This is a genomic window from Lysinibacillus sp. OL1, assembly GCF_004332175.1.
Taxonomy (GTDB): domain Bacteria; phylum Bacillota; class Bacilli; order Bacillales_A; family Planococcaceae; genus Lysinibacillus; species Lysinibacillus capsici.
This window is the reverse complement of sequence record NZ_SJDS01000002.1, coordinates 381660-406024: the sequence shown is the minus strand read 5'-3', so window position 1 is coordinate 406024 and position 24365 is coordinate 381660. Positions and strand designations below refer to the sequence as shown.

The following is a 24365-nucleotide window of genomic DNA, read 5'->3' as shown; positions in this document are numbered from 1 at the left end:
AGTCAATCGAAAAGGGCAAAGTTTGAACCCTTTCTTTTAAGACCAGCTAAAGATGGGCTTAGAGTAAGGGATTCATTACAATAAACGTTCAAAATCTGCCGTGGTTTTTACAAAATAGTAAGTTATAATTTATAGAAGTATGATTGATTGGAGAGAAATAGGATGGAAACAGCTAAATATCACCGAATGGTTTATACACGTATATGTGAAAATTTACAAAAATGGGCTAATAGTGACTTTGTTAGAGAAGACGAGCTCTATTCATTTTTACATACGTTAAAAGGCACCGCTGGATCAATCGGTTTACATGAATTAATGTCGATTGCTCATGAAAAGCTAGAGCTTTTGAATGAAGACAGCAACAAGCAATGGACCCAATCAGAATGGAAAAAGTTTCTTGCTCCATTTATTGAAAGCGTCCATTTTTATAAAGAAAATGATTCAATGACACAACATATGGAACATCCTACAACCATCATTAAAAATCCAGCAAAACAAGATTTTATTCTGATAATAGATGATGATGTTGTATTTATTTCCTATTTAAAAAATGTTTTAGAGAAAAAGGGCTACTCTGTCATTGCAGCTCATAATGGTAAACGAGGATTAGCGTTAATTTATGAATTGCAACCATCCATCGTATTTCTAGATATCATGCTTCCAGATTCTAATGGCTTTTCTATTTTAGACAATATTAAAAAGACGAAAAAAGAGCTCATGTTTGTGACAGTGATTAGTAGTAATGATTGTAAAGAAAATCGTATTCGCACATTGGAGATGGGTGCTATGGATTTTATGGCAAAGCCCATTGATGAAGAGGTATTAATCGCTTATGTTTCCAATCGCTTAGCCTATAAAAGAGAATTAGAACAGGCTATCGTCATTGACGAATTAACCCAAATTTATAATCGTAAATTTATGGAATCGCAAATGAAGCTTTTCATTAAACACCATCAGCAAAACAAAGAACATTTTTCAATTGCGATGATCGATTTAGATTATTTTAAAAAAGTAAATGATACATATGGTCACCTAGTGGGGGATGAGGTGCTCAAGGGTTTTGCTTCATTGGTGAAGGAGCTAAAAGGGGCTGACGAAATTGCTTGTCGCTATGGTGGAGAAGAATTTGTGATTTTAATGCCTCGTACAACTAAAAAAGAGGCATTTATTTTTATTGAAAAACTTCGTACCTCCATGGAGGTAAAAACATTCATAGCAAATGAAAATAAATTCCATGTTACATTTTCGAGTGGAATTACGGAAGCCACTTCTACCAATTTACATCCTAAAAAGATGCTAGAAGAGGCAGATCAAGCACTTTATACGGCCAAGCAACTAGGGAGAAATCAAACGATCATCTTTGATAACGTAGCTGCTGTGGAGAAAAGAAAGGTGAAAATCAAGGTCGTTGTCATTGATGATGTGTATATTATTCGTGATCTGATTACCAATCATTTTAAGCATTTGGAGGAAAAGGACGATTATAGGATTGAAACACTGGCATTTCCTGATGGCATTAGTTTTCTAGAATCCAATTGGTATGACCCTACATGCAAATACATTATCTTATTAGATTGGATATTGCCGAAAATGGACGGCATCGAGGTGCTGAGTAAGATAAGAGAGCAGCATGCTTCAAGTAATGTAATCGTCTCCATGCTAACTTCACGTGTGGGGGAAGAATACGTCATGAAGGCTTTCATTAATGGGGCGGATGATTATATTGTGAAGCCGTTTAATGTGGCTGAAGTATCAGAACGTATTGTTCGTTTAATTCATCAAATGTTTCTTTAATGGGAAAGGGAGAAAAAGACAGGATGGCTAGAATTTTAGTAGTAGATGATGAAGAAATATTACGCATGTTAATACGTGAAACATTAGAAGATTTAGAATTTGATATTGATGAGGCAGAGGATGGCGAAGAAGCCCTAAAAAAAATGATGGAAAGCTCCTATGATTTAATGATACTCGACTATATGATGCCGAATTTAACAGGAATTGAGGTGATCGAGCTTCTCCCACAAGAGATTAAAATGTCGATGCCTATTCTCATGCTGACAGCAAAATCACAGGAAAGTGATCGTCAAAAGGTATTTGATTTAGGGGCAGATTACTTTATGTCCAAACCGTTTAGTCCCATTAAGCTAATGAATCTGGTGGAGGACATCTTAAATGATTAAGTCGACACCCTTGCTGAATAAAAGTATACGCAGCCAATTCTTTAAAATGCTGCTTTTTCTAGTTGTTAGCTTTTTAATCATCATTGCTGCCTTTCTTGTCGTAGTCAATGCAAGTCAAAATGCCCTACAGCAGAAGAGAGAGCAAATGTATGAAAAATCAATGCTTGTGGATGAATTGGAAGAAAATTTTAATGGCATATTTTTTCGAGCAAGGGGCTACTATGCCTTTCAAAATGAGCAGGAATTAAAGCTATTGTATGAAAATTTGGAGAATTTCGAAGTTCTATTACAGCAGTTTTCGCAACTGGATTTAACGGAAGAAGAACGAGGGCTCTATAATGAGCTAGTTGATTTTCATTATAATTATAAAACAGTTACTCTCCCAAAAGGGTTAAGCTTTGCGAAGATGGGGGATTATGAGGCTTTGCGAGAGCTTTCGAATAGTGGCGCAAATGACCTTGTCAATAAATTTATTGCCTATACAAAATCCTATAAGAAAAAAACAGACCACTCCTTAAACCAAATTTTTAGCAAGACAGTGGAGCAGGGGCAATTATTTACTTTTATTTCGCTCATGATTAGCGGTCTCATTTTACTATTTGTTGGGGTCATTTTACGAAGAGTGCTGGATAATATGATTCGACCAATTGAACAATTAACACTTGCGACAAACGCTTTGGCGTCAGGGAAATCCATTGATTTAGGTAATCTTGTACAAAAGGAGGATGAGTTAGGCATTCTAGCGAACTCATTTCTTAAAATGATACTCTCCATTCAGGATAAGGAAGAGGTACTGACCACTCAAAATGAGGAGCTTTTAGCGCAGCAGGACGAGCTTCAAGAAAATCAACTACAATTACAAAATTCATTAAATTATTTAGAAAAGTATAATCAATTAAATCATGTACTAACCTTTACGTTAAATAAACAGAAACTAATCGATAATCTCCATAATTATTTAAACGACATTTATCAATATGATACGAGTGTGCTGTATTGGATGGAGGGTAATGTGTATGCAACAAAAGGCTTATCACATCAATCTGCTGCAGCCCTAGTTGATAATTTTGACATGGATAAACAAGCGCGATTAAAGCAGGAAAAATCCTTTGTTATTAAACGTCAATTAACAGCAAATGAAAAAGGAATTGCACAAGATTCTTATTATGCCTACGATTTGTATTCGTCCGTGTTTAATTCTAAACGAGAGCTAGTCGCTATTTTAATGGCGACACGAGAGGGGCATCCCCACAATGATCGGGATATAGATAGTTTAAACGGACTATTAAATCGTGTGTCCATCGCATTTGAACGCATTCTTATGTATGAAGAGGTGGAAAAATCGAGGACGTTAAATCAAGCGATTATTGATAATGTCAACGAAGGAATCCAGTTAGTTTCTGTTACAGGCGATACCGTTCTTATCAATAGTGCGCTATGTGGCATTGTTAACTTCCTTAACTTGACAACAGAAACAAGTATCCCTAAAAAGGATTGGCTCCAGCATTTCCAAAAATGTAGTGCCCAACCAGATGAATTAATTGAATTTTTAGAGGCATCTATTATGGAAAGCTTTGAGGATACACGAAAATACCGCTATTGTATGACGGCTGAACATGAAATCTTTGTCGAGGTATATGCAACCTGTCTTTTTGATGGACAGGAAAAAGTAGGCACAATTTTTGTGCATCGTGATATTACAAGAGAATATGAAGTAGATCAAATGAAATCCGAATTAGTGAGTACGGTAAGTCATGAACTGCGAACGCCTTTATCGAGCGTACTTGGCTTTACAGAGCTTCTGTTAACGAAAAATATAAAACCCGAACGACAAAATAAATATATCGATACAATTCATAGAGAAGCGGTGCGACTAACCAATCTTATAAATGACTTCTTGGATTTACAGCGAATGGAGTCAGGCAAGCAGCAATATAACATGGAGACACTACAATTAAATGAAATAGCTTTTGAAATTGTCAATCGCTTCCGACATGAGCAAAAGCATAATGTCCATCTAATTGATAAGGCAAGAGAGGTCCATGTCAATGCAGATCAAGATAGACTCGTTCAATTATTTATTAATTTAATAGGAAATGCGATTAAATTTTCTCCACAAGGTGGGGATGTGGAAATTTTGTTAGAAAACAAAAATAATAAAATTCAAGTGAGCATAAAAGATGAGGGCATTGGCATATCTAAACAGGATATTGCTCAGTTGTTCCAAAAATTCAAACGAATCGATAATAGTTTAAGACGTAAAATAGGAGGCACTGGACTGGGTCTCTCCATTTGTAGAGAAATCATCTTAAAGCATGAAGGAGAAATATGGATAGAGTCGGAAGAGGGACAAGGTACTACTGTGTACTTTACTTTACCACTTGCAAATAACACTATCACCTTCGATGAAGAGGATGTAATGGAGGATAGCAAAGGCTTAAACATTATGATCGTCGAGGATGACTTAAGCTTAGCTCTATTGTTGTCTGAAGAGCTTAAAAGCAAGGGCTTTACCGTAATTCATCATCATGACCCAAAAAAAGCTTTTGAAGATACACTCAATACGCCTTTACTTGGTATTGTGATTGACATAATGCTTGGCGAAGAAATGAGCGGCTGGGATTTAGTCCATGCACTAAGAGAAAGAGAGCATACAAAAGAGATACCGATTATTATATCCTCAGCATTAGATGAGGTAAAAGAAATGGTGGACCAATTTCAAATTAAAAAATACTTAACCAAACCATACCCACCTGAAGAAATATCAAAACTGTTTGTAATAGGATAGCTGGATTCATTGTCCGTAGCATTAAATTGTAAATAAAATGTGAGTGCAGTAGCGCAACGATGAACAACTTATGATAAAGCTTATGTCATATTTAGCCTGTTAAATATTTTTTCTGTATATTATAGTGGTATAGAGTAAAGTGCAGACAGTCTACTTATTAGAATGTCTCTGCTTCTATAATAGAAGTCTCTTAAAAAATAGTGAATAAGGTTCTTTCTCTACCAATAAAATAGAAAAATAAGTTTCCCATAAAACCAGGTATTGTTTAACAGTACCTGTTTTTTTTAGTAATCCAGTGTTAATTAAATTAATGTATAAAAATACATCTATTAAAAAAATTAATTTACACCCTTTCCAATTTAGGGGATTTGAAGTAAAATAATTCTTACAAAAATACTGCATGTTTATTTCTAAATTCCTAGGGATTATGTGTAAGTACCTGTTTTTTTAGAATGGTGGTGAAAAAATTATGAATAATAAAAGTTATAATAGTGATTTTTTGCGGAAAAGTAAAAATATCATAAATGGCATGTAAAAATAGTAAAAGAATGCATCACTGGTACATAGTAGCAAATAACGGCTTATTCCCTTGTTTGTTCATAGGGAAAGTATTACCAGATTAGTAAGTGTAAAAATTTTCATTTTAAGGTTTATTTTTGAATGAAAGAGGGGGGATCGTTATGAAGTTCAAATCATTGCGGACAAAAATCTTATTCGGATTTTTCATCATTCTAATAGGGATTATGATACAAAGTGGATATATTATTTATTCAAATATCCAAATGAATAAAGAGATTGAAGATATGGTGCATCGGGAGCTGGAATTGTCTATTGTCGATCAGCACTTAGCCAACTCTATTTCGGTGAGAATCGGTGCTGCCAGAGGATATGTATTAACAGGCAAGAAAGTATATAAAGATACATATGAAGAATATACAAAATTGTCTTTAGCAAACGAGGAAAAAGCTCGGCAAATACTTGAATCGCCAGAACTGGAGGTAGTTGCGGCAAGAGCAAAGGAATGGCGTCAATATGTGGAGGAAAATGTCTTTCCAATCTATGAAGGTGGCAATAAAGAATTAGCCGTTAATAACCTAATTAGTAAAGAGGATGAAATTAGGGCAGTACGTGAAGGCTTTGAAGCGCTGGCAAGCTCACGCGAGGAGTCGATTCGCCAGGCTGGACAAACATTAATAGAGAATAATGAACGTCTCAATACAATTAGTATTGGGGCATTTGGTATCGTTGTTTTATTAGCAATTGGAGCCGGTCTCACTTCGGCATTATCAATTTCTAGACCTGTTCAGCAAATTTCAGAACGAGTGAAGCTGATTGCGCAGGGTGATTTAAGCCATGAGATGCTAGCTATTAAGGCAAAAGATGAAATTGGAGAATTAAGTGCTTCCACCAATACGATGACTACGAGAATGAAGGACATGCTTCAGCGAATTCAAGATGTGTCCAATGAGGTAGCTGCACACAGTGAACAACTTCTACAATCCTCGATTGAAATTAAGTCAGGAACCGGGCAGGTAGCACTGACAATGAATGATATTGCAGAGGGAACAGAATCACAGGCAAATAATACGAGTGACCTATCCAATTTGATGAGTGATTTTGTCATTCGAATGAATGAGGCAAGTCAAAACGGTCAACACGTCCAGAGTAATTCCAATCATGTTCTTTCTCTAACAAATTCAGGTCAACATTTAATTAAAGCGTCTACCAATCAAATGACAAAGATTGATGCCATCGTCCATGATGCAGTTGATAAAGTAGAGGGATTAAATCATAAATCTCAGGATATCTCCAAGCTTGTCGTTGTCATAAATGATATTGCCAAACAAACGAATTTATTGGCACTCAATGCAGCAATTGAGGCGGCACGGGCAGGTGTGCAAGGTCAGGGCTTTGCCGTGGTGGCAGAAGAAGTCCGTAAATTGGCAGAGCAGGTGTCAGTGTCAGTTATCGATATTGAGCTCATCGTCGGGCAAATTATAGAGGAAACCAATGATGTCACAATTTCTTTAAAACGGAGCTATGAAGAGGTACAGCAAGGGACAGAACAAATCTCTCTCACGAGTCAAACATTTATCGAAATTGACCAGGCTGTAACAGAGATGGCCACAAACATTACGAGTGTCTCTCAAAACTTAAATCAGCTGGTAGAAAACTCTGTAAGAATAGATGAAGGCATTGAGGAAATTGCAGCGATATCTCAGGAATCTGCTGCAGGGGTGGAAGAAACCTCCGCAACGATGCAGCAAACTTCGAGTGCGATGGAGGAAATTTCGAATAGCTCCAATCAGCTTGCAAAAATGGCGGAAGAATTAAATAGCCAGGTAGGCCAGTTTAAGCTTAACTAAGCATGAACCCAGGACTCATCAAAATGGTGAGCCCTGGGTTCAGTTTTGGATACCGCATCTCATGGCTTAGATCAAACCAATACACGGTTTCTCCTTTTGTATGACATGGGTTTTATAATTCACTCGTTTTGATAAATCCTCTTTAAAAGGGTATGATTGGTATCGTTGTAAGTTCAGATTTAGTGAAAAGGAGTCGACTCACACATGGAATGTGCATGTCCATCACAAATGACCGATCAGCTAAGAGTAGAAGGGGATATAGGGGCAGACCCAATTTGGTGTCATCGTTGTTTTTGTAATTTAAATATAGAGGATGTCCCACTATCAGCTCAATTAAAACACGAATTAGAAATATGGATTCGACAATATGGAGAATGGATTGATTGGAAGAATGACGGCATTTTTCCGTATGGAGTTGAATTAGAGGAACGATTTAATCAGCAAGGAATGCAGCTAACAGAACGGGTGAGAGCAGAGCTTGCCGATACATACAAGGTATTCTATAAGCCTTCAACTTTTGCGAGGAGATATGCGGATAAGTAATAAGGCGAGGGGGATCGCAATGGAAACAACCGTTTTAATGATTCGACATGCAGAATCACCATTTATCTTTGGAAAGGAACGGACAAGAGGCTTATCTAAAAAGGGTAAGGAAGATGCAAGTGCAATAACGACAGTGCTCCATTCATTTAACATAGATGTGATTGTTTCAAGTCCTTATACACGAGCTATTCAAACAATCCAAGGATTGGCTGATGATCACATGCTGGAGATACATATAATTGAAGGTTTAAGAGAAAAACAGTTAAAGGGAGCTTATCAACTTCCTACCGAAGAAATAGATGAAGCGATAAAAAAATCATTTCAAGACCTCGATTACTGTTTGGAGGGTGGTGAATCAAGCAGAAATGTCCAAAATCGAGCCATTCCAGAAATCATTCATCTATTAGAGAAATATGCAGGTCAAACAATCGTCATTTGTACACATGGTAATATTATGGCAATCATCTTCCATTATTTCGATACCCGTTATGGCTATGATTTTTGGAAAAATACATCTAAACCGGATATCTATCAACTCATTTTTGAAGGCGTACAACTAAATACAGTTCAAAGATTAAACGAGGAAAATACGTTTTGCAAATTTCCTTTATAAATGTGTAACCTTTGCCTAGCTGGCACGACTACTGTACTAGTAGAATACAAAACACTAAAGCAAACTAGTAGGTTTCACTTTTCACAAAAAGATCAGGGCTCCAATTTTTTGAGAACACCTGGTCTTTTTGTGTTCTGGCAACAAAGTGGAAGTAATGCTAAAGATTCGGCCTTTCATCTTTAATGATGGGCATGTTGTCAGAATGGTATGGGATACGAGTTGTTTTTTTTCTTTCAGCTAGTATGCTATTTCTCGTAAGTGTAATTGCCTATAAAAATAAAACATCTTTCACGTAAGAAAGAGTAGCCCTTACTTTTAGAGTAGGGGCTATTTTTTATAAAAAGTTCATATCCTGTTAGTTGATAGTATGGTAAAATATACAAATATTTGTATATTTTAAAAGGAGAGTTAGTATGAATCGTAAAAAAATAAGTTTCATTATCTCTGCACTTATCATAGCAATCTTTATTGGTGTGGCATTAAAAAATGTTTTTTTCCAAGCATCTCTTACACCATCTATGACTGTTTTGGAGGATGGCACCAAACAAATTAATTATGAAACTGCTTTAACAAAGCTAGATCAATCCTCCACAACGTTTGAAGCATATAAGGGCAAAATAGTAGTAGTGAATTTTTGGGCGTCCTGGTGTGGACCTTGTCAACAGGAAGCACCGGAACTAGAGGCATTTTATCAACAAAAATCAAAGGATGTCGAGCTGCTAGCCATCAATGCCACAGCCTATGATAGCTATGCAAAGGCGGTAGCATTTAAGGATACCTATGATTTATCGTTTCCTATCTTTCTAGACGAAGAGGGAGTACTACAGAAAACGTTTGAAGTGATGAATTATCCTAGTACCTTTATCTTTGATGAAGAAGGGAAATTACAGCACAGCGTGAAAGGCGAGCTCACTCAACAACAATTAACACAATTAATTGATGATCTCTAAGAACATCTAAGTCTTAAGACGATATATTGAGAAAAATGAAACTTTTCGCAAAATGATGCGTAGAAGTAGCTGAAGAAAAAAGGAAGGGGGCTCCTTTAATGCTACGGAAACACATGATTATTATCATCATTGCGTGGATTGTAGAAATATCGTTGACGTATTGGGTTGCCACAATATTCTCTGTGCGATTTATCGAAGTGATGTTTTTCACGGGCATTGCCTTTACCTTAGGAACGTTTTACTTTTCGAGTAGCGGTGGAGCGATGTCAAGGCTTTATACATCCCAAGTGAGTGCACAAACAGGGATCATTCATGAGCGAGAACGGTTCAAGGTTAAACTTGGGCCCGTATTTATAGCGTCACTGATATTTTTCCTTATTGGATTGGTATTCTTTATTTTACTTGTAACAGGCATTATTCCACCACAAAAGGTGTGAAAGTTATTGGCTTCCACCTGCAAAAAATCAAGATGGCTAGGTGCTCATTTTGATTTTTTTGCGTTGTATAGAATTTGTAGAGTGCTATATTATAAAATAGGCTTCGATAATTGTATTTTTACAATTATAAAGGAATAAAAAGGTAACTATTATACTATAATTACCCTTCGTTATTAGTAATTTGTCATGCAAAATATGTATATCTATGGAGGTATACAAGATGTTAAAGGAGCTATCAAACCGCAGTGCCCCAAAATCCAAACCAACAAAATAGAGAGATGAGTAGACACCAAGAACCTGACGTTCAGTATAATGCTATGCTAGAAATTCAAACAATGGAAAGTAGCATAAAAAGATACATAACAGTGCATGGTGATCACTTGAATGCAACTGAATATCATTCTTTACTGCAAATGATTAAGAGTTTAGAGGAATTGAAAACAGCGATTAAAGGGGTCTCATTAGATTAGGCAGATTCTTTTAAATTGGATGATCTGACAATACGGTTTGTCAGATCATCCTAAGAATTAAACCACCGGTAATAAGTAAAAGTGAAGTTTTGACCATTCATTTCAAATGATTCTCCGCTTCTATCCAATTGTTTAAAACCGTTTTTTTCTAATACTTTTTGAGAGGCTATATTGTTCGTTGTTGTTTGTGCCTCAATGATGAGCATGCCTTGCTGGCGCATAAGGTCTAATACTAATTGTAAGGCTGTATGGGCAACCCCTTTCCCACTAAATTCTTTTCCTACTCTATAACCGATATGGCCTAATCGTTGATCCTTATCAATATCGATTACATTGATTCTTCCTATAATTTCTTCAAGTTCATTTTTTATTAGATAGAAATAGGAAAGCTGTTGTGCTTGTTCCTCTAAAAGCATGTCATTTTTTCTTATGAAATTTGGTAATTCGTAATAGTCATCCCCTCGACTTGGGACTGTTTTTTCAAAATAGGCCCTATTTTTAACCTCAAATGCATATAAGTTTTCAAAATCACCCTGTGTTAATTTTTCTAATCGAATTTTCATGGCATCTCCAATCAATTTTGGTTTTTCTTTCATTATACCTGTAGTCTAGGGCTAATATCATCTGTTTTTTGATTGTTCAGTTTTGTAGATGTGCGATTAGTACAATGGTTGCGTTCATGGAACGTACGTTAGTTATTATTGGAGCGTAACCTAGGAGGTGAAATAGGCAAAAGTGAATAATATGTTTTTGGTATTGAGCGCATTGGGGTCAGGGATAGACATGAATACTGGTTTGCTGGTTTGCTTCTTTCAGACATCCACTTAAAAAGGACCGTCCTTAAAAAGACCTCCTTCCTGTCGGGTTAAGTGAATTAGATAGTGAGCGAACAAGTAAATTAGTAGAGGCATTGAGTGATTTTTTAAGAGAGTCCAGTAATTTTCAAAATGTGGAAGCACTTGTTCCACTAGTTAAATGAACTTAGGTTGGTTCAAGCCTACCTCTATATTCAGCAGGAGCGTTTTGGCAAGCGTATTCAGGTTGTATGGCAACTAGAGTCGGAGACAAATGTCTTCATTTCAGCACTGACTATCCAGCCATTAATTGAAAATGCATTAGAGCATGGAATGTTAAAGCGTTCTGACGGGGAACGATACATATTCGTATTATCAATTTTTGATACCCATCTTGAAATCACCGTAACGGATAATGCGTTGGAATGGATGAAGAGCAATTGGCAAAACTACTACAGCCTAAAGAACGCTCATCCATCAGATGGCAACACCATTATGGTCAAGGTCTACGTATTACAAGCAAGCTTCACGAAGGAACGGTGGTTTCATTTTGTGGTAGTAGCAAAAAAACGTCTACGTCATTAGATGCATTGCCTCCTGATGAGCAAAGCATCTTTTATTATTTGCAAGTTTGAAAAATAGAAATTTAGAGCACAGCCTGAGGCGTCTTCGTTTTAAAATGTGTGAATAAGTAGCAGCCCAAAATCACGATGATTCCCCCAATGCCTTGCAGCCAGCTTAGCTGTTCACCGATAAATAAAAAGGCGAGCAATGCTGTAAAAATAGGATTAAAGTTTAGAAAAATACCAGAGGTTGTAGCACCTAATTGTTGAACGCCAATATTCCAAAATACCATACAAACTACTGTAGAGATGACCCCTGTATAAAGAAGCGAAAGGATGAAAGAGGAGTCGATCTCAGAGAAGGTAAAATCCTTGATCGTGAATGGGACTAGGATGAGTACCCCAAACAAACCTGCATACAAAGTAGCCATTAACGGAGAGGTTGTTTGCATAGCCCACTTACTACATACAGAATAAAGTCCCCATACGCAAACGGCTGCCACCATCCATAAATCTCCTATATTCAATTGGAAGTGCCATAGCAGCTGCCAATCTCCTTTCGATAGGACAAGAAAAACACCAATTAAAGAGAGTACCATCGCCAGAAGCTGCAAGCCATTTATTTTTTCTTTCAGAAAGGCGAAGGAAAAAAGGGCGATGGACATGGTATTCATTGTAGAAATAAGACCAGCATTCGTGGATGTTGTTCGTTCCAACGCTAAAAATTGAAATATATTAAACAAGGCAACACCTGTAATGCCCATCAGAAATAATGGCACAAGAGCGGCCTTAGCAGGAACCAATCTCTTCTCTTTCCACCAAACTAACGGTAGCAGGACGATCACGGCGATCAGCCATCTAACCAACGTTAAAGTCATCGGAGAGGCATGTGCCACTAGCGTCTTAGCCACAACAAAATTGCCTCCCCATAGTAAGCTCGTGACAAGCATTAAGCCCATATAAAATTTAACCATAGTATAGGTACACTCCTTTTGGCTTTTGTGTATAATAAGAATCATAGCACTATTAGAGATTTGTCAGTATAATATTTTGTATAATTGAATAAAATCAAAATAAATGAAAGTTATTTGACGATTTTCGAAATAACGTTTTGGAATCATGTTAAAAACTTCCTTGTCTAAAAATAATCAAAAGAGGAGAAAACAATGGAGGATATCAAAAATAAAGGATTAGATCATGTGGATTTGCAAATCTTAGCGATTTTGCAGCGAGAGGTTCACATTAGCAATGCGGAATTAGCTAGACGGGTCAATTTGTCCCCACCAGCAACCCATACAAGGGTGAAACGTCTAGAAAATGAAGGCTATATTGATCAACAAGTCGCGATTTTAAATCAGGAAAAATTAGGTTTTGATTTATTGTGCTATATATTTATGAGCACGAATATTCATCAGGAAAAGGAAATAGAGGAGTTAGAAAACAGCTTGAAAACAATGACCGAAATTTTGGAATGCCATTGCTTAACTGGTGCCTATGATTATTTGTTAAAGGTCGTAATTCGAGACCGCCAAGACTTAGATCAATTTATTCGAAAATTAAATAAGCTTGGCGTTTCTAGAATTCAAACGAATTTATCCTTACGAGAAATTAAATATTCTACAGTGTTACCGATCGAAGAAAAACAGCAAGTCTGAGTAAGCTAACTCAGGCTTGCTGTTTTTTTACTCATGATAGGTAAGCAGCCGCTCCAAATGAGTAGAGAAGCGCTCGAAAAAGGTAAGCAGCCGCTTTAAACGAGTAGAAAGTCGTCCTAAAAAAGTTAGTTACCACTCTAAATGAGTAGAATTCCGCTTAAAAAGAATAGACCCCGCTCCTAAAGATTCATCCTGTTCAAATAAGGAGACCACACGTACAAAAATCATACAACCCACAAGTTGCTTATAGTTGACATGCAACCATATAGTTGCCTATAATCAAGCTATGAATTGGGATAAAGACGCTGTTTTTAAAGCACTAGGGGACTCGACTCGTAGACTTATATTAGATGAACTGGCTGAGTGTGATGAGATGACATTGTATGAATTGACGGTGCGTCTTCTAATGAAACATGAACTTTCAATTTCGAGACAGGGGATTGCTAAGCATCTGTCTGTCTTGGAGAGTGCTGGACTCGTCCTATCACAGCGGAAGGGAAAATATCGAGTCATTCTTTTCAATAAGGAACCACTTAAAGATTTACTGAAAGGATGGGTAGAGTAAAGTTTACGTGTGAAGGATGCTTCTTAAACAACTTAAAAGGAGGAAAAGCAATTGAATATTATTGTTAACAGTATCTTTGTACAAGATCAGGAAAAGGCACTGGCATTTTATACGGAAAAGCTAGGGTTTGTAAAAAAGGAGGATGTCCCAGTAGGAAAACATAGATGGCTAACGCTTGTGTCGCCTGATGATTTAGAGGGCACTGAGCTATTACTTGAGCCAGATGAGCATCCTGCAGCAAAGGACTATCAAAGGAGGATTTTCGCTGAAGGCATTCCAGCAACAATGTTTGGAGTTGCTGATTTAGAAAAGGAGTATAGCCGTTTACTGGAGAAAGGCGTTGAATTTACACTTAAGCCGACAAAAGCGGGAGAAGTCACAATAGCAGTTTTTAATGATACATGTGGCAACCTTATTCAGATTATACAAAAATAGTGTAGAAAAGCGTGTTTGATAAAAAATATCAAAACACGCTTTTCTCATTACTCAGCCATTACCCAACCTTTATCATCGTTCAAAACGTTTAGGTTTTCTTTTGGCTGCGCATTTACGGTCTGTTCTTTGGCTTCTGCTTCCTCGCTGGGCGGAGCTTCTTCCGACGAACAAGCAGATAAAAGGAATAGTAGCGCTATACTTAATGATAGGAATTTCTGCATGAGGCAAACCTCCATCAATCAATCGTTGATATGAATATTTTGCACATCTTTTTACAGAATATGTTGTGTATAGCTGCCATTAAAAATTTTTTTAAGCGACCGTATTACTAATTATTTTGCTAAAGCCATTATGATCTGCGCTATTCATCAGCTGCTGTATTGACTTTACAGCTTGTTCAGAGAATAGATACCAGTTATCCTCTGATGCATCATGTAGTAGAACTTTAGGATAGCCCTGTAATAGTTCCTCAGGGAAAGGTTGATTTAATGTATAGATATCATATTGTTTGACACTGTTATTATCATGGCTCATAAAATCGAATTGGCCAAGCTTATAATAAGATCCAGGTGCTTCTAAATTGAAGTGCCAATAATATTCTTTCGGAGCCTCAACTTTGTCACCTTTCATTTCTTGGAAAATTTTGTAAAGCGCTTGGTGATAGGCATTGCCCTTGATGTCCTGAATGATCCCACCCATTGTCATATGGTATTCATAGCGTAGTACCTTGATTTTTTCATCTTCGATTAGCAATGGTTCAGTCGTAATATTTACTGTGCCTTGATTGTAATGCACTTGACTGCCAAATGTTTCAGCAATAAAGCGGATTGGTACATAGGTGCGATTGTTTTTCATGTATGGTTGTACATCCAATTGTTCTTTTTCACCATTTTTAATGACTGTTCGGTTATTAAGATTCAATTTAATGGTTGTTTGATCCATTGCAAGGGTGATTTGTGAATCCTGCCAATGAACTTGTGCACCAAGATTTTCGCTGATCACTCGTAATGGCACCATTGTTCGATTGTTTTTTTGCTCGGGTGCTGTATCAGATTTTACCACAACATCGTCGATTTTGATTTGTGTTGTTGCAGCTTCCGCGGGTGTTGCCATCCACAGCATCGTTGTTAGACATAGCCCTGTAAAAATTTTCTTCATGGTAATAAACCTCCTTTACTTAAAACACTTACCACCTCGAAATTTTACCATAATATTCTTTAGTATATAATAAAAATCTTACTATTTTTTCACTGAATTCGATAAACGTTTTAATTATTAGATGCATAATGACACAAAGTCACCATCGCTAATAGCAACTTTTTGACAGCGTATAATCTGTATTTGTTCTCGAATACTAATGCTGAAAGGAGGTTTTTTAAATGAAGTTTTTGACATGGGGCATTGTTGGTGCAGCATTATTTGCTGTGATGAAAGGCTACGGGAAATCGAATCAAGGACAAAAGGATAGCTTTCAACAAACAACGACGCCTGTACAATTAGTCGCCAATGCAAACCCGCTAACAGCCAATACACCGAAACAGTAAAACAAAAGCTTATAGATTATAGGGATCTATAAGCTTGCTATAATTTTACATAAATATCCTATCATTGGTATAATAGATTGCGAGAAAAGGGGTGTATAGATGCTTCATTTTACAAACTATCATGACGATGATTTAGAAGAAATTCTGCAATTATTTTACGAAACCGTACATAGTGTAAACGCAAAAGATTATTCACAGGCCCAATTGGAGGCTTGGGCACCGTTAGCAATACAGCCAGTTAAAGTAGCGACTTGGCAAAAGACTTTAAGACATAATAAGACCTATGTCGCACGGAAGCATCATCAAATTGTTGGCTTTGGGGATATGACAATGGAGGGCTATTTAGATCGACTTTATGTCCATAAGGATTTTCAAGGACAGGGGATTGCATCAGCCATCGTAGATTTACTAGAAGCAGACGCAAAAAAGCTTGGTCTTACCCATATTTACACGGATGCTAGTCTTACAGCGAGACCATTTTTTGAACGGAAAGGGTACCAAATCATGCAAACACAAACAGTCGAGCGACAAGGCATATCGTTGACGAACGTTAGCATGGTTAAATTATTACCTGATGAAAAGGACGGATGAAAAGGATGAATTATGTAAAGGGTTTTGTTGTATTAATGATGTTATGCTTCATACTTAGTGCCTGTGCACAAACAGAAAAGCCTTCCCATGAAAAACGGGATGTAGATAATATCACGGTTTCATTCGAACATCCAGAAACGAAGCAACCATATAAAATAGTTCATGCTTATGAGCTTTTTCAAAACTATACGGAAAAGGTAGAAAAGGACCCAGATCGTTCACCATTGGATGTCTATCGAAAAGAGGTCATTGATCCTGTTTATAGTGCCTGTTTTGAGAATGGTGAATATATAAATATGGCTGAGACGGTGTTGAATATCACACCCAAACAATTGAAAGAAAATCAATTATTAAGCGAAAAAATTGATAGGGAAGCAACTGAAAAGAGTATCAAAGAGGGTCTATTCAAATCTTCTGAATTTCTTTCAACTAATAATGAAACAACGGTATGTGTGTTTCCAGCCACAGACGTTAACGCGAATATGGTAACGATTGGTGCAGGTAAAATAACAGCACTCTATAATAAATATTATACTGATGAATCTATCAGGGCCATTATCGCTCATGAATATCATCATAGCGTTGCAGCTGAAAAACGTCCACGTGGTGAAAATAAGGTGCTAGACCATCTCATATTTGAAGGAAGGGCTGTGATGTTTGAAAAATTAGTTTATCCTGATTTGAACTTTACGCGAGTTGATTTAGATGACAACAAAGTCTACTGGGCAGATGTTGCAGCAGATTTGGATAAGCCTGATCTGCATCGTGCATTAGATATAATTAGAGGTGGAAATGGTCTACCCTATGAATATGGCTACAGTGAGGGCTATAAAATGGTAAAATCCTATCTGGATTTGCATCCCAATGTATCGATAGAGGAGTGGACTGCTTTAAGTCCGAAAGAAATTTTTGAGAAAGGAAACTATCTCGAAAACTATCAATAAACAAGTAAGCAACAGACCCAGTATCAAACTAGGTCTGTTGCTTCGTTTAGGCATCGATAAATGGTTAAAATCGCTTGTAAATGCATACCTTCATGAAAGATGGTGCGTAACAGTACTTGTTCAATGGTTTGCATACCCATATCAATAGGAGGGAATTCCTCTGACAATCGATGGCCATACTGTTCCTTTAATTGTTCAGGCTGCTGAGCTAAATACTTCTTTAATTCCTCAAAGGATGGCGTTTCGTCGTCAAAATGGTTTGGCGATGTACCAAAGCCAAACCATTTCTTGAGAGCTTCTAAATCTATATCCTTTTCCTTTGTTAATGCCTCTATCCATAAATATTGATCGAGATAAACATGACCCATATTCCAGCGAATATTATTATGAAATCCAGCTGGGATGATGTTCGCTTTTTCTTCTGATACATGCTCGAGTAAGTGAAGCAGCTCGCCACGATAATTGGCTAGCTGCTGAAATAGATTTTCTTGACGTTGATTCAAATGTAACCCTCCTTTTTAATATTATTGGCTATTAAAACTCCATTTTCCTGCAAAAAAAGAAGAACACTTTTTGTGTTCTTCTCCAATTTATCTACTTTGTGTCTGTAATGCTAAACGGACACCGAGACCGATATAAACGAAGCCAACTGTCTTTTCGAGCCAGCGTGAGCTACCGCTTGTTTTTGTAAAGATTTTTTCGCCAATGAAGCTTGTAATTACTGCGAGTAGGATTGTATATAAAGCACTCATCACGACAAATGTTATACCGAGTGTTAGCAATTGGCTTGTGACAGATTGCTCGTTATGCTGAACAAATTGCGGTAGGAAGGCTAGGAAAAACAGTGCCGTCTTTGGATTGAGGATTTCTGCTAAAAAGCCTTGACGGAATGAAGTACTAGCAGGACTTTGTTCGACAGTCGGTTGCTCAATTTTCTTTGGCTTTGTGAGGAGCATCTGAATGCCTAAGTACACAAGGTATGCCACACCAATATATTTCACCACTTCAAAGGCAGTGGCCGATTTCATTAAAATAGCAGAGAGACCTAAAACAGCCGCTAATGTATGAACCAAGTCACCAAGACCAATACCTAAAGCTGTATAAATACCATTCTTTTTTCCGCTTTTTAATGTTTGCGTAATGGTAATAATAACTGCAGGACCTGGAATTAAAAATAATAAAAGAACTATTGCGATAAAAGATAACATGCGAAACCATCCTATTCTAATAAACTAATCATTCTAGGGTGAATGCATGGAATATTATATTCTAGCTATTGTGTGGCTGTCGATAAAGAAATATTGAAAAAATAATGAAAAATAATTCAGAAAACTAATGGATAATACTAATGAAATTTTATTACCTAGTACTAATATTTAGTGTTAGAATAAGATTATAAAAATACGTTGGAGGAATTCATATGTTAACAAGTCAACAATTACAAGCTATTTTGCCACACCGATATCCATTTCTTTTGGTAGACCGTATTGTGGAGTTAGAAGAGGGCAAGCGCGCAGTGGGGTTGAAAAATGTAACGATTAATGAAGAGTTTTTTAAAGGTCATTTTCCACAGTATCCTGTGATGCCAGGTGTACTAATTGTTGAAGCATTAGCACAGGTTAGTGCAGTGATTATGCTGACAAAGGCTGGGAATGAGGGAAGATTAGGTTTATTGGCAGGAATCGATCATTGTCGCTTTAAAAAGCAAGTAAAGCCTGGTGATCAGCTACATCTAGAAGTGGAGATTACGCGTGTGAAGGGCGCTGTTGGGAAAGGCAGAGGGATTGCAATGGTAGATGGAGAAATAGTTTGCGAGACGGATCTTGTTTTCGCTTTTGGATCTTAGAAAATGGAGGTTCTCAGTTGAATTACACATTTATGCTTTATATCGCCGTTTGTATTATGCAAATAGCGCTATTAGCGAATATTACGATTGCTAAAGGCGCTTGGAATGGGTTGACAATGTGGCTTTGTACGGTAGTTTTTGTTTTCGCAACAGCTATTTTTGGATTAAGTAGAGCGCGGCAAAAAGACACTCAAAAATAAACGACTTTGCTTCAATTCGTACTACACGGCTCTCTTTCCTTCATATAGTAAATGGAGTGAAAGTTTTTAATATGAGAGGGTGAGGAGGTTTGAGGGTCGCTTTTATAGAGCATAAAGAAGAACAGCTACAGCCAGAGCAAGCGTTGGCGAACGATTTCTGTGATCAATTTGTGCAAAAGATGCATAAAAATATATTGCATAAAAAGCTTGATGAGGATGTGTATCAGTCCTATTTTGTTATCCTTCAGCAACAATATACAAGGCAAGAGCTGCGATTTATTGTCCATCTGTTAAAGGTACAGGCAAATGAGATAATACGCATGAAGCCCATGTTTATTACCATGAGTGGTGTTATTTTATCCATGTTTACATTGCTTGCTACAACCATGAATAGCAAACTCATGATCGGCATGTCGCTTGCCCAAATTGTTGCATTAGCCGTCTTGAGTTTTAATGTCGCCATTATATGGATTTCCTTTAAAATTGAAATCGAACATAAGCGAGTGCAGGCAGTGATTGCATTATTAGATTATTACGTAACAATTGTTTCAGAAGGGAGTGACCTTCGTGCAAAAGACAGTTGAACAATTACATTATTGGCTTATAAAAGTACCAGAAGTATTTCGTGTGATGACAGAAGCGGAAATAACACAACGACCTGCTACAAAAAAATGGTCCAAAAAAGAAGTAATCGGTCATTTATGTGATTCGGCTATTGTCAATCTTGAACGATTTCTTCAAGTTCAGAATGAAGCTTCACCCTATGTAGTGACTACATACGACCAAGTACAATGGGTCGCGTTACAGGGCTATCAGGAATTACCAATAGAAGATATTTTAATGTTGTGGACAAGCATCAACCAAAAAATCATGTATGTACTGGACCACCTTGATGAAGAGACATTGGCCCAGCCATGTGTGATGAATCAACAACAAAGGACATTGGGATGGTTGATAGAGGAGTATATGCAACATCTGGCACATCATATCCACCATCAAATTTTAATGAATGAATGCGAAACATAAGCATTTTTTTAGGAAATCCTCAAATAATAAAGTACGAAAATAATTATTTGGGGACGTGAAAATGTGAAAAAGTTTTTATTGCTTTTACTACCACTTAGTCTAATCACGGTGTCGCTTTTTTATGTAAAAGTGAGTTCTTCTGAAAATAAAGGAAGAAAATATTATGAGGAAGCAGGTCAAATTCTTTGGGAAATTCAGACAGATGAAAAAATCATTGCCTTAACATTTGATGATGGGCCACATCGCAAATATACAGCGGATATCCTTGATGTATTGGAAAAATATAATGCAAAAGCAACCTTTTTTATTGTCGGTCAAAATGCAGAAAAAAATCCTGAGCTGATTACAAGAATGTACGAAGAAGGACATGAATTGGCCAATCATACCTATACACACCCTTTAAGAACAAATGTTACCAATTTAATGAAAGAAATACAGCAAACAGATGAAGTGATTGCAGGGATTACAGGCTATCAGCCAACATTATTTAGACCAGTTGAAGGACAATATACCGATGCGATGATTGATGCAATTTCAAAAAAAGGCTATAAGGTTGTGATGTGGTCTTGGCATTTAGATACGCTTGACTGGAAAAGCCCTGGTGTTCAGCGCATCGTGAATACCGTTTTAAAAGGTGTGAAAGCAGGCAATATTGTCCTATTTCATGACGGTGGGGGAAATCGAGCACAAACGGTTCAGGCAATGGAACAAATCATACCGGAGCTTGAAAAACAGGGCTATCAGTTTGTGACGGTTTCTGAATTATTGGAAATCCAAAGGACACATAAGAAAATGGAAAAAAAACAGTAGTGTTGAAGCAGAAACATCTTCAACACTTTTCTTTATGTAATGGTTATTTAAACATTTTTTTGATGTGTTTAAGCTCAGCAATTAAATAATCAATTTGTTTCTGCATATTATCTATTTTAACTGTTTGATGCCCATTTCCATTGCCATTATTCGTTTGAGAAGAATCATTGTTCGCGTTTTGGAGCGCTTCTAATGCGAGTCCCGCTGCAATGGTTTGTAAACCATCCCCTAATGTTGAAATGGCTGTGCCAATATAGGATAGCTTAGCCGCATAAATTTCTATGGATTCATTGCCTTGGGTCGGTTTATTATTTCTCCCCATTATTCTTCCTCCTTACATTTGTCATTACTTGCATCATATGCGACAACAAGTGAAAAGGCGATTACTATGATCGTTGAATGATTCACTAAAAATGGTAAAATTAGTACAATCAACGGATGGGGGGACTAGCATTGACACAACATATAGAGCTGATTCAAATGAATAGTGAGCTGTTAGAGGGGAAGGGCAGCTATTGTTTACGAAGCAAGAAGAAAACAGAGGGCTACCAGAACAAAAACAAATGGCTTAATCAACAATTTGAAAAGGGCTTACATTACATACAAGTACTTGAAAATCAAAAACAAGTAGGTTTTATAGAATATACGGACGCGGAATACTCTTCAAGAGTTGTACATGCAGATGGCTATGTGGTGATTCACTGTTTATGGGTAAGTGCAGTGGGCAAGGGCTATGGTACACAATTACTGAAGAGATGCTTAAAGGATGCCAAGGAACGTGGAAAAAAGGGAGTGATGGTCATTACGAATGACCAAACTTCCTGGACGCCAAGCAAGGATTTGTTTTTACAGCACCAGTTTCAACATATGGCAACAGCACTCGATGATTTTGAATTATGGGTCTTTCCATTTCATGAAAGCGTTGAACGGCCATACTTTCCTGATAATTGGCAGGAACGATTAACGAGATTTCCTCATTTAACGATTTTACGTTCCTTTCAATGTCCATATGTAGACGTCGCCACGGAAAATATTCAATTAGCTGCCGAAAAATTAGGCTTGCAGCCAGTGCTGGTGGATCTTCAAACGAGAGAAGATCTGATGGAGAAATCACCGACACCGTATGGTATTTTTTCAGTGGTTTATAAAGGACAATTGATTGCCTTTCATCGATTAACCGTGCATTCCGTATATAAAAAACTGCAAAAACTCATGAATAATTCCTGATAGGATGCAACTTTTTTGGATACTGGCACGTTATATTCTTATAGCATTTCTATGATTCTTTGAGTTTTTTGTTGACTGCTACTAGGAAATGAGTAAAATTAAAAGGCAGTACCATAATATGCCTAAACTTAGTAGTATGATGGCTGAATAGGTGCTGGACTGCTAGTTAGAATGAAGCATGATCGGACAAGGTCTGTCATGAAATTTTGACAGTCTTTTTCTTTTCGTCTTCTGGATAACCTGTTAAGATGGTAGTAGTGTGACAACAAGTTAGTGTAAATGAGAGTGGTGACAATCAAGATGGATGAACAGAAAAAAGAAAGTACAGAACAGCAGCAGGAGCCGACTCCAGCTGAAATAAAGCCGGCAGGACAATTTATACAACTGAAACCGTTTAAATTTATCATGCTAATGTTCTTTACAATTCTTATTACGGCAGGTTTAACGATTTTTGCGTTAACCTTTGGTGATAAGAAAGTAGTGGAAGTGAAAGTTCCGATTGAACGAGAGGAATTTACAAAATTATATGAAGCATTTGATTTACTGAAAAATAACTATTACCAAGATATTGACGATGAAAAAGTGGTCGATGGTGCGATCAATGGTATGTTTGATGCATTAGGCGATCCTTATTCCGATTTCATGGTAAAGGAAGAAGCGGACCAATTTAATTCTGGCCTATCTTCAAGCTTCCAAGGAATTGGTGCAGAAATCCAAGAACGTAATGGTTATATTACAGTTGTGTCACCTATCAAAAATTCTCCTGCTGAAAAGGCAGGCTTATTACCAAAAGATATTATCTTAACAGTTGATGGGAAAAGTATTCAGGGCTTAAGTGCAACAGAGGCAGTTGCACTGATTCGTGGCGAAAAAGGAACACCCGTAAAATTAACGGTAAAACGTGGCGAAAATACGGAACCTATTCAAATGACGATTGTTCGTGATGACATCCCAGTCGAAACCGTTTATGGTGAAATGCTGGATGGCAATATTGCCCATATTCAAGTTACATCATTTAGTGAACAAACTGCCCAAGAGCTTGAAAAAATCCTTACTGAGTATGAAGGTAAAGGAATGAAGGGCATTGTCTTAGATTTACGTCAAAATCCTGGTGGCTACCTAAAGGCTGCAGTCGATATCTCTAATTTCTTTGTACCAGAAGGAAAGGCGATTGTGCAGGTACAAGAAAAAGATGCGGAGCCTCAAATTACAAATGCCATTGCAGGTAAAAAATATAACCTACCGATCACGGTACTAGTTGATAGTGGCAGTGCTTCAGCCTCTGAGATTTTGGCAGGAGCATTAAAAGAGTCAGTTGGTGCTAAAGTTGTTGGTGAAACATCATTCGGTAAAGGAACTGTCCAAAATGTTACACCGTTAAAAGACGGCTCTAATTTGAAATTTACGACAGGTAAATGGTTAACACCGAAGGGCAACTGGATTAATGAAAAAGGAATTGAGCCTGATGTCAAAGTTGCGTATCCATCCTATGCCTCTTTACCATACTTGAATGCCTCTTTAGAAATGAAGACAGGCCTACAATCTGACTCTGTGAAAGCAGCAGAGGAGATGCTTCAGGTGCTAGGGTATGAGCCTGGTGAAGTAGATGGGATCTTTGATGACAATACCGCACAGGCAGTAGAAAAACTACAAGCAGCGAACAACCTTGAAGAAACAGGCATTCTAACGGGTAATACAACGTATGCTTTAATGGATGCGTTACGTGCAAAAATGAAAGCCGATGATCCTCAGTTACTAAAAGCGAAAGAGCTTCTTGTAGGAACAGCCGAAAAAACAGAGGAAACAACAAACTAACAA

Annotated in this window: 30 protein-coding genes; 23 read left to right on the top strand and 7 right to left on the bottom strand. The window is 37.2% G+C overall.

Annotated features, from left to right (window positions below; genetic code table 11):
* Positions 1-162: 162 nt before the first annotated feature.
* From EW028_RS06365 to EW028_RS06320, 9 genes are all read left to right on the top strand, one after another.
* Positions 163-1794 carry a diguanylate cyclase gene (locus tag EW028_RS06365; RefSeq protein ID WP_131520281.1) on the top strand — a complete coding sequence of 544 codons (1632 nt, stop codon included), beginning with the start codon at positions 163-165 and terminating at the stop codon, positions 1792-1794.
* Between the two features lie 23 nt (positions 1795-1817).
* Positions 1818-2180 (top strand): response regulator transcription factor, encoded by a 363-nt coding sequence (locus EW028_RS06360; RefSeq protein WP_048392951.1) that lies wholly within the window; start codon positions 1818-1820, stop codon positions 2178-2180.
* Positions 2173-4968, top strand: coding sequence for an ATP-binding protein (locus EW028_RS06355; RefSeq protein WP_131520280.1), 2796 nt, complete (start codon positions 2173-2175; stop codon positions 4966-4968). Before EW028_RS06360 ends, EW028_RS06355 begins: the two co-directional genes overlap by 8 nt.
* A 680-nt stretch (positions 4969-5648) precedes the next feature.
* Positions 5649-7334 (top strand): methyl-accepting chemotaxis protein, encoded by a 1686-nt coding sequence (locus EW028_RS06350; protein ID WP_131520279.1) that lies wholly within the window; start codon positions 5649-5651, stop codon positions 7332-7334.
* 204 nt (positions 7335-7538) lie between these two features.
* The gene (locus EW028_RS06345; RefSeq protein ID WP_131520278.1) at positions 7539-7877 is read left to right on the top strand and encodes a hypothetical protein; all 339 of its coding nucleotides are present in this window, start codon (positions 7539-7541) and stop codon (positions 7875-7877) included.
* A 19-nt stretch (positions 7878-7896) separates the two neighbouring features.
* Entirely contained in the window at positions 7897-8490 is a 594-nt protein-coding gene (locus EW028_RS06340; protein ID WP_131520277.1) for a histidine phosphatase family protein, read from the top strand.
* Between the two features lie 413 nt (positions 8491-8903).
* Positions 8904-9440: a TlpA family protein disulfide reductase gene (locus EW028_RS06330; protein ID WP_131520276.1), complete on the top strand. Its 537-nt coding sequence runs from the start codon at positions 8904-8906 to the stop codon at positions 9438-9440.
* A 98-nt stretch (positions 9441-9538) separates the two neighbouring features.
* Positions 9539-9877, top strand: coding sequence for a hypothetical protein (locus EW028_RS06325; protein WP_131520275.1), 339 nt, complete (start codon positions 9539-9541; stop codon positions 9875-9877).
* Between the two features lie 278 nt (positions 9878-10155).
* Positions 10156-10347 carry a hypothetical protein gene (locus EW028_RS06320; protein ID WP_227744876.1) on the top strand — a complete coding sequence of 64 codons (192 nt, stop codon included), beginning with the start codon at positions 10156-10158 and terminating at the stop codon, positions 10345-10347.
* A gap of 50 nt (positions 10348-10397) precedes the next feature.
* Here EW028_RS06320 and EW028_RS06315 read toward each other — a convergent pair whose 3' ends face one another.
* Positions 10398-10910 (bottom strand): GNAT family N-acetyltransferase, encoded by a 513-nt coding sequence (locus tag EW028_RS06315; protein WP_131520273.1) that lies wholly within the window; start codon positions 10908-10910, stop codon positions 10398-10400.
* A gap of 423 nt (positions 10911-11333) precedes the next feature.
* Between EW028_RS06315 and EW028_RS06310 the strand changes: the two genes are divergently transcribed.
* Complete coding sequence (locus EW028_RS06310) at positions 11334-11726, top strand: sensor histidine kinase (RefSeq protein ID WP_131520272.1); 393 nt, start codon at positions 11334-11336, stop codon at positions 11724-11726.
* A 61-nt stretch (positions 11727-11787) separates the two neighbouring features.
* Here the strand turns inward: EW028_RS06310 and EW028_RS06305 are convergent, their stop codons facing one another.
* On the bottom strand, positions 11788-12678 hold the full coding sequence (locus EW028_RS06305; protein ID WP_131520271.1) for a DMT family transporter: 891 nt from the start codon (positions 12676-12678) through the stop codon (positions 11788-11790).
* Positions 12679-12870: 192 nt separating this feature from the next.
* Between EW028_RS06305 and EW028_RS06300 the strand changes: the two genes are divergently transcribed.
* The 3 genes from EW028_RS06300 (at position 12871) to EW028_RS06290 (ending at position 14359) form a co-directional block, all read left to right on the top strand.
* On the top strand, positions 12871-13359 hold the full coding sequence (locus EW028_RS06300) for an Lrp/AsnC family transcriptional regulator (protein ID WP_131520270.1): 489 nt from the start codon (positions 12871-12873) through the stop codon (positions 13357-13359).
* A gap of 286 nt (positions 13360-13645) precedes the next feature.
* Positions 13646-13924, top strand: a complete 279-nt coding sequence (locus EW028_RS06295) for an ArsR/SmtB family transcription factor (RefSeq protein ID WP_054548639.1) — start codon at positions 13646-13648, stop codon at positions 13922-13924.
* A gap of 51 nt (positions 13925-13975) precedes the next feature.
* Positions 13976-14359 (top strand): VOC family protein, encoded by a 384-nt coding sequence (locus tag EW028_RS06290; RefSeq protein ID WP_054548625.1) that lies wholly within the window; start codon positions 13976-13978, stop codon positions 14357-14359.
* A gap of 47 nt (positions 14360-14406) precedes the next feature.
* Here EW028_RS06290 and EW028_RS25185 read toward each other — a convergent pair whose 3' ends face one another.
* Together EW028_RS25185 and EW028_RS06285 are read right to left on the bottom strand one after the other, a co-directional pair.
* Positions 14407-14580 carry a hypothetical protein gene (locus EW028_RS25185; RefSeq protein ID WP_175400719.1) on the bottom strand — a complete coding sequence of 58 codons (174 nt, stop codon included), beginning with the start codon at positions 14578-14580 and terminating at the stop codon, positions 14407-14409.
* Between the two features lie 91 nt (positions 14581-14671).
* The gene (locus EW028_RS06285; RefSeq protein WP_131520269.1) at positions 14672-15517 is read right to left on the bottom strand and encodes a copper amine oxidase N-terminal domain-containing protein; all 846 of its coding nucleotides are present in this window, start codon (positions 15515-15517) and stop codon (positions 14672-14674) included.
* A 221-nt stretch (positions 15518-15738) separates the two neighbouring features.
* On the opposite strand from EW028_RS06285, the gene EW028_RS25180 reads away from it, so the two are divergent.
* The 3 genes from EW028_RS25180 (at position 15739) to EW028_RS06275 (ending at position 17438) form a co-directional block, all read left to right on the top strand.
* Complete coding sequence (locus EW028_RS25180) at positions 15739-15903, top strand: hypothetical protein (protein ID WP_004230164.1); 165 nt, start codon at positions 15739-15741, stop codon at positions 15901-15903.
* 99 nt (positions 15904-16002) lie between these two features.
* Positions 16003-16494, top strand: a complete 492-nt coding sequence (locus tag EW028_RS06280; protein WP_131520268.1) for a GNAT family N-acetyltransferase — start codon at positions 16003-16005, stop codon at positions 16492-16494.
* Positions 16495-16499: 5 nt separating this feature from the next.
* Positions 16500-17438, top strand: coding sequence for a DUF2268 domain-containing putative Zn-dependent protease (locus EW028_RS06275; protein WP_131520267.1), 939 nt, complete (start codon positions 16500-16502; stop codon positions 17436-17438).
* 23 nt (positions 17439-17461) lie between these two features.
* Here the strand turns inward: EW028_RS06275 and EW028_RS06270 are convergent, their stop codons facing one another.
* Both EW028_RS06270 and EW028_RS06265 read right to left on the bottom strand, forming a co-directional pair.
* Positions 17462-17941, bottom strand: coding sequence for a DinB family protein (locus EW028_RS06270; RefSeq protein ID WP_131520266.1), 480 nt, complete (start codon positions 17939-17941; stop codon positions 17462-17464).
* 87 nt (positions 17942-18028) lie between these two features.
* Complete coding sequence (locus tag EW028_RS06265) at positions 18029-18646, bottom strand: LysE family translocator (protein ID WP_004230157.1); 618 nt, start codon at positions 18644-18646, stop codon at positions 18029-18031.
* A gap of 212 nt (positions 18647-18858) precedes the next feature.
* Here EW028_RS06265 and fabZ point away from each other — a divergent pair, with 212 nt between their 5' ends.
* The 5 genes from fabZ to EW028_RS06240 all read left to right on the top strand — a co-directional run bounded on the left by fabZ (position 18859) and on the right by EW028_RS06240 (position 21320).
* A complete protein-coding gene (fabZ, locus tag EW028_RS06260) occupies positions 18859-19284 on the top strand; it encodes a 3-hydroxyacyl-ACP dehydratase FabZ (RefSeq protein ID WP_048392930.1) in 426 nt (141 codons plus the stop codon).
* Between the two features lie 17 nt (positions 19285-19301).
* A complete protein-coding gene (locus EW028_RS06255; protein WP_131520265.1) occupies positions 19302-19484 on the top strand; it encodes a hypothetical protein in 183 nt (60 codons plus the stop codon).
* An 89-nt stretch (positions 19485-19573) separates the two neighbouring features.
* Positions 19574-20068, top strand: a complete 495-nt coding sequence (locus EW028_RS06250; protein ID WP_131520264.1) for a hydroxymyristoyl-ACP dehydratase — start codon at positions 19574-19576, stop codon at positions 20066-20068.
* On the top strand, positions 20052-20510 hold the full coding sequence (locus EW028_RS06245; RefSeq protein WP_131520263.1) for a DinB family protein: 459 nt from the start codon (positions 20052-20054) through the stop codon (positions 20508-20510). Before EW028_RS06250 ends, EW028_RS06245 begins: the two co-directional genes overlap by 17 nt.
* Positions 20511-20573: 63 nt before the next feature.
* On the top strand, positions 20574-21320 hold the full coding sequence (locus EW028_RS06240) for a polysaccharide deacetylase family protein (protein ID WP_131520262.1): 747 nt from the start codon (positions 20574-20576) through the stop codon (positions 21318-21320).
* 43 nt (positions 21321-21363) lie between these two features.
* Here the strand turns inward: EW028_RS06240 and EW028_RS06235 are convergent, their stop codons facing one another.
* The gene (locus EW028_RS06235) at positions 21364-21642 is read right to left on the bottom strand and encodes a translation initiation factor 2 (protein WP_131520261.1); all 279 of its coding nucleotides are present in this window, start codon (positions 21640-21642) and stop codon (positions 21364-21366) included.
* Positions 21643-21773: 131 nt separating this feature from the next.
* Between EW028_RS06235 and EW028_RS06230 the strand changes: the two genes are divergently transcribed.
* Together EW028_RS06230 and EW028_RS06225 are read left to right on the top strand one after the other, a co-directional pair.
* Entirely contained in the window at positions 21774-22547 is a 774-nt protein-coding gene (locus EW028_RS06230; protein WP_131520260.1) for a GNAT family N-acetyltransferase, read from the top strand.
* 300 nt (positions 22548-22847) lie between these two features.
* Positions 22848-24362 (top strand): lmo1851 family serine protease, encoded by a 1515-nt coding sequence (locus tag EW028_RS06225; RefSeq protein WP_048392917.1) that lies wholly within the window; start codon positions 22848-22850, stop codon positions 24360-24362.
* Positions 24363-24365 lie beyond the last annotated feature (3 nt).

Bases quoted from the DNA above. Each gene is read 5' to 3' on its own strand.
- EW028_RS06350 (WP_131520279.1), top strand. From the start codon at position 5,649: ATGAAGTTCAAATCATTGCGGACAAAAATCTTATTCGGATTTTTCATC.
- EW028_RS25180 (WP_004230164.1), top strand. From the start codon at position 15,739: ATGAAGTTTTTGACATGGGGCATTGTTGGTGCAGCATTATTTGCTGTG.
- EW028_RS06325 (WP_131520275.1), top strand. From the start codon at position 9,539: ATGCTACGGAAACACATGATTATTATCATCATTGCGTGGATTGTAGAA.
- EW028_RS06345 (WP_131520278.1), top strand. From the start codon at position 7,539: ATGGAATGTGCATGTCCATCACAAATGACCGATCAGCTAAGAGTAGAA.
- EW028_RS06265 (WP_004230157.1), bottom strand. From the start codon at position 18,646: ATGTTATCTTTTATCGCAATAGTTCTTTTATTATTTTTAATTCCAGGT.
- EW028_RS06315 (WP_131520273.1), bottom strand. From the start codon at position 10,910: ATGAAAATTCGATTAGAAAAATTAACACAGGGTGATTTTGAAAACTTA.
- EW028_RS06295 (WP_054548639.1), top strand. From the start codon at position 13,646: ATGAATTGGGATAAAGACGCTGTTTTTAAAGCACTAGGGGACTCGACT.
- EW028_RS06275 (WP_131520267.1), top strand. From the start codon at position 16,500: ATGAATTATGTAAAGGGTTTTGTTGTATTAATGATGTTATGCTTCATA.
- EW028_RS06320 (WP_227744876.1), top strand. From the start codon at position 10,156: ATGAGTAGACACCAAGAACCTGACGTTCAGTATAATGCTATGCTAGAA.
- EW028_RS06280 (WP_131520268.1), top strand. From the start codon at position 16,003: ATGCTTCATTTTACAAACTATCATGACGATGATTTAGAAGAAATTCTG.
- EW028_RS06360 (WP_048392951.1), top strand. From the start codon at position 1,818: ATGGCTAGAATTTTAGTAGTAGATGATGAAGAAATATTACGCATGTTA.
- EW028_RS06305 (WP_131520271.1), bottom strand. From the start codon at position 12,678: ATGGTTAAATTTTATATGGGCTTAATGCTTGTCACGAGCTTACTATGG.
- EW028_RS06355 (WP_131520280.1), top strand. From the start codon at position 2,173: ATGATTAAGTCGACACCCTTGCTGAATAAAAGTATACGCAGCCAATTC.
- EW028_RS06300 (WP_131520270.1), top strand. From the start codon at position 12,871: ATGGAGGATATCAAAAATAAAGGATTAGATCATGTGGATTTGCAAATC.
- EW028_RS06340 (WP_131520277.1), top strand. From the start codon at position 7,897: ATGGAAACAACCGTTTTAATGATTCGACATGCAGAATCACCATTTATC.
- EW028_RS06285 (WP_131520269.1), bottom strand. From the start codon at position 15,517: ATGAAGAAAATTTTTACAGGGCTATGTCTAACAACGATGCTGTGGATG.
- EW028_RS25185 (WP_175400719.1), bottom strand. From the start codon at position 14,580: ATGCAGAAATTCCTATCATTAAGTATAGCGCTACTATTCCTTTTATCT.
- EW028_RS06365 (WP_131520281.1), top strand. From the start codon at position 163: ATGGAAACAGCTAAATATCACCGAATGGTTTATACACGTATATGTGAA.
- EW028_RS06330 (WP_131520276.1), top strand. From the start codon at position 8,904: ATGAATCGTAAAAAAATAAGTTTCATTATCTCTGCACTTATCATAGCA.
- EW028_RS06235 (WP_131520261.1), bottom strand. From the start codon at position 21,642: ATGGGGAGAAATAATAAACCGACCCAAGGCAATGAATCCATAGAAATT.
- fabZ (WP_048392930.1), top strand. From the start codon at position 18,859: ATGTTAACAAGTCAACAATTACAAGCTATTTTGCCACACCGATATCCA.
- EW028_RS06225 (WP_048392917.1), top strand. From the start codon at position 22,848: ATGGATGAACAGAAAAAAGAAAGTACAGAACAGCAGCAGGAGCCGACT.